This is a genomic window from Stygiolobus sp. CP850M, from assembly GCF_037389425.1.
In the GTDB taxonomy this organism is placed as follows: domain Archaea; phylum Thermoproteota; class Thermoprotei_A; order Sulfolobales; family Sulfolobaceae; genus Stygiolobus.
Genome location: NZ_JBBHKR010000106.1, coordinates 1 through 3,698 on the forward strand (window position 1 = coordinate 1; position 3,698 = coordinate 3,698).

Annotated in this window: 3 protein-coding genes and 2 pseudogenes; 3 read left to right on the forward strand and 2 right to left on the reverse strand. The window is 35.2% G+C overall.

Annotated elements, in window-relative coordinates:
• Positions 1 to 172: 172 nt before the first annotated feature.
• Both WIW89_RS13135 and WIW89_RS13140 read left to right on the forward strand, forming a co-directional pair.
• Positions 173 to 331, forward strand: a pseudogene (locus WIW89_RS13135) (IS110 family transposase); the annotation flags it as partial.
• Between the two features lie 109 nt (positions 332 to 440).
• Positions 441 to 1,085, forward strand: a complete 645-nt coding sequence (locus WIW89_RS13140) for a 3'-5' exonuclease (protein WP_337721096.1) — start codon at positions 441 to 443, stop codon at positions 1,083 to 1,085.
• A gap of 336 nt (positions 1,086 to 1,421) precedes the next feature.
• Here the strand turns inward: WIW89_RS13140 and WIW89_RS13145 are convergent.
• Positions 1,422 to 1,900, reverse strand: a pseudogene (locus WIW89_RS13145) (oligosaccharide flippase family protein); the annotation flags it as partial.
• Between WIW89_RS13145 and WIW89_RS13150 the strand changes: the two are divergent.
• Positions 1,879 to 2,250, forward strand: a complete 372-nt coding sequence (locus WIW89_RS13150; protein WP_443296667.1) for an oligosaccharide flippase family protein — start codon at positions 1,879 to 1,881, stop codon at positions 2,248 to 2,250. The pseudogene WIW89_RS13145 and the gene WIW89_RS13150 sit on opposite strands and share 22 nt — an antisense overlap.
• 318 nt (positions 2,251 to 2,568) lie before the next feature.
• Here the strand turns inward: WIW89_RS13150 and WIW89_RS13155 are convergent.
• Positions 2,569 to 3,698, reverse strand: a 1,130-nt coding sequence (locus WIW89_RS13155; RefSeq protein ID WP_337721097.1) for a lipopolysaccharide biosynthesis protein, incomplete at its 5' end; no start/stop codon positions are given.

The window sequence follows — 3,698 nt, forward strand, 5'->3', positions numbered from 1 at the left end:
CTTGCTGGCTAGCTTTCCGGCATTTGTTATCGCATTTTAGGGAAAATTCTAGAGTTAAATAATTTTCAAAATCATGTGGAGATAAATTTTGAGGTTCCATTATGTACACATTAGATTTTTTTATGATATATCATTAAAAAAATATTAAATTATAAATATTAATGGAGTCCTTTATGAGGATATTATAATGCGAGGATTTTCCAATAAATGCTATCACGTTATAAAGGATGGTGTTTACAAGGTTAGGAAGAGTTTTAGAGTACCTAGGGGTAAGGGAGTAAACGTCATGGACTTCCATGTGGGAGTCACGCTAGACTCTCTATCCCCGTAGATTTGTTAGAGGCGTTAGCATATGGTGCTTATATGGTAATATTAAGTATTAAGATACTACACAATTATGTATTGGATAATTATATAAATCTCGAATCGAATATCTTCTTATGGTTAAGATTTACTTAGATTTAGAAACTTATAGGCCTAATGGTGCATTTTTGGACGAGAAGATAATAGCATTAGGAATGTTAATAGAATTTGGGTACAACGATTCTACAGACCCTAAAGATGAAGTTAAAGAATATAAATGGGGTGACCCTATCCCGTCATCTGGAATTTGGAAATATATAGAAACCGACGAGAATACCACCGAGGAAGAGATTATCTCAAGGTTCTATCAATTACTTGAAAAACTTGATGATATTAAGATAATAATAGGTTTTAATATACTTAGGTATGACATTCCATTGCTAGTGCAGAGGGGTAAGGAACTAGGCGTAAAGGACGTTAAAGATGCTAACCTCTTATTTTATGATGCCTTCACTGTAGACTATTTCCAAGTTTGCTTAACATTGAACAACATGAGATTTAAAGGAAATAGACTAGAGAACTGCGCTTCTAAATTGGAACAGTTATCCGGTCAACAGATACCGAAAAGAGTAGGTAAGGGTTCGGTTATAGCAGAACTTTATGAACAGAAAAAATACGATGAAATTAAGGATCGTTTATACTCAAATCTGTTAGTCATAAGGGCAATAGACTTAATATTTGTTGATAAATGCTGGGAATCTTTCCGGCAAGAGCACAAGTAGCCTTGGTAGCACCCCCCCGCAATAAGCCTCTCATAATACCCGTTAAAAGGCTCAAGACCCCTACCAACCTAAAAGGAAAATATAAGGTATTGTTAACTTAACGTATTTGGAGAAGAGGAGGACTAAGAAAAATTGTAAGACGAGGAAAGAGAATGAGAGGAATTTCCCTATGACCTCCTTATCAATCTTATAACAGAGCGTATAAATGGTAATATACCAAAGGAGTTTTGTCTGCTCTTATTTGTCGTATAATGTTCTCTTTTGATTTTAATATTTAACAAATCTTACTATATAGTAGCTGTCGGCTAGTAGAAACTTAATTATCAAACTCTTTCATTATCTCGTGATTAAATAAAGAATCCTAGTTATCCTCTTTAAACTATAGGGAGTAAAGCCTTTAATTACCTTAACTTCTTCATTACTTATTATTCCTAATAATTTGGAAACCCAAAAGAACTACTATTAATATAACTTCCCAATTTGTCAAAGCCAAAAAAGATAAACATATTGACGCGAGACTTGCAATTTCCCTCCTTTCCAGTTTGAATACACCTTGGATATGAGAAAAGAGTAAGTAGAGAAGTGAAGTAATAGACACGTTAAAAGCTTGAGCAATCGCCACTCCGTAGATACCTATCCTAGGAATAAGATAATAAGACACTCCTACAACCTCAGCTGTGCTGATAACGCTCATAATTATGAAAGGTCTATAATCCTTTTTTGCGGCTATCATAAAAAGTGGATAAGAGTTGTAACGGCATCGTTGAAGTTAAAGACAGAATTAACAAACGCATTGAAGGAATACCTAGATAAAACTATTTTTAAGGAAATTGCAAAGGTAGGTTTTCCTATATACTTAACCGGTATCGTTTATTTCATTTCTGGTCAAGGGGACAGAGTAGTTACTGCTTTCCTTTTAGGCTCCTATTACTTGGGTATTTATCAACTAGTAGCCCTAGCTGCAGTTGTTCCATCAATGGTTATCTCGTCTTTCTCTTCTTCTCTTCTCCCTTCCTCGACGTATTATTACACAAAGGGAAAGGACATTAAGGAGATTTCTTCCGTGAGTTTTAGAATTGTCACTCTAATTTCCCTACTCGTGGCTATTTTAGGTTACGCTATTTCCCCCTTTTCATTTCGAAGTTTTTCCCTCAATACGTTCTAGGAAGAACTTGAACGGAAGATATAGTTGATAATATGTTGCCTTTATTAAAGCCCCTACCGTCCATATTAAAAGCTCTGTATCGTGATAGAAAATTGCAATAATTGACCTCCTCTGGAAAGGTTAATAACAGATATGATATATATTTTCGAAAACATTAGTGTCCCATCGAGCGTTTTACAGATTTTGGGTATACGACAGCCTTGATAGCGTATGTAATTTTAGTCAACACATTAATGTCTAATAATTTATATCGTCAAAAATTTTCCAAGATAAGTCAGAAATTTACAGACTAAACAAAGTTGATGAACGAGTTAAAATTCAGCTCATCAACTCCAGAATATAAGATATGAACTTAAGTTCAGACGGCAAAAACGATTTAACTAATTTCACATCTCCCCTTTCTATCACCTTAAACGTTTTAAAAAATAAGATGACTAAAAGAGGGAGAAGGAAGTTTAAGTACGGAGGATCAACGAAAACCTCATAAAGGCCTACTAAAGGTATTAGAGTTAACAAAACGGCTTCTTTTCTACCCAAAACAAAAACGTTTTCTTTTAGTGCGTAAATTATAACGAAAATTGAGGAAATAATTGATACCACGATTTGTGAAATTGCACCTCCCATTATCCCAATTCTAGGAATTAATAAATAGGAGGTCGACAAAACTAGGCTACCGTTAAGAATAGAAAGTAGTAGGAATGGTCTTAATGATTTTTTAGCGACTATGATGAAGGTCGTTAAAGAACCTATAGGAAAAGGAAGAGTAGTTGCCAAAAGGAGGAGAATTAAAACTTCAAGTCCGGCAGTATAAGCTGGGAAAAACTTCTCAACAACTAAGACTGCTACCGGTATTGAAATAATGACGGCAAGAAAGGTAATTAAAGACAACACGCGAAAAGAAATTGACGACATCTTCTTCTCGTCACTACCTAAAGCCTTATAAAAAGAAGCTGTGGGTAACAGCACTCCGCTCATTGAACCTAAAAACATCGAAGGAACTCCAGCTACTAAAGCTGAAAATTGATACAAACCCAGATAGTATGAGCCCAGCAGATAAGCAGTAGTTACTCTGTCACCTTGTGAAGAGAGGAAAGATGCTGAAGAAGATAGATAAAGAGGTAAACCTTCCTTGAAGTGCTTAGAGAGAAAAGCAAAGTCAAAAGAAGGTAATATTAACCCCACTTTCCTACTGAGAAAAGCGTAGTTCATGGAGACTGAGATAATTCCTCCCAAAGTCCATATTTCAATGAAAAGGTAAATGTTATGAGAGAGGACGGCAATTATTGAGATTCCCCACCTTATTATTAGGAAGAGATTCCCTGTTATCGCTGTCTCAGTGAACATGTCCATTCCAACCATTATATTGCCCATAACACCATTAAGCAAGTAAAGGAAAAGGTAAGGTATTGCTAACTTAACGTAATTAGGGAAAAGGAGGAGAATAAGAA

Coding starts and splice junctions, on each gene's coding strand:
- WIW89_RS13140 (WP_337721096.1), top strand. CDS start 441: ATGGTTAAGATTTACTTAGATTTAGAAACTTATAGGCCTAATGGTGCA.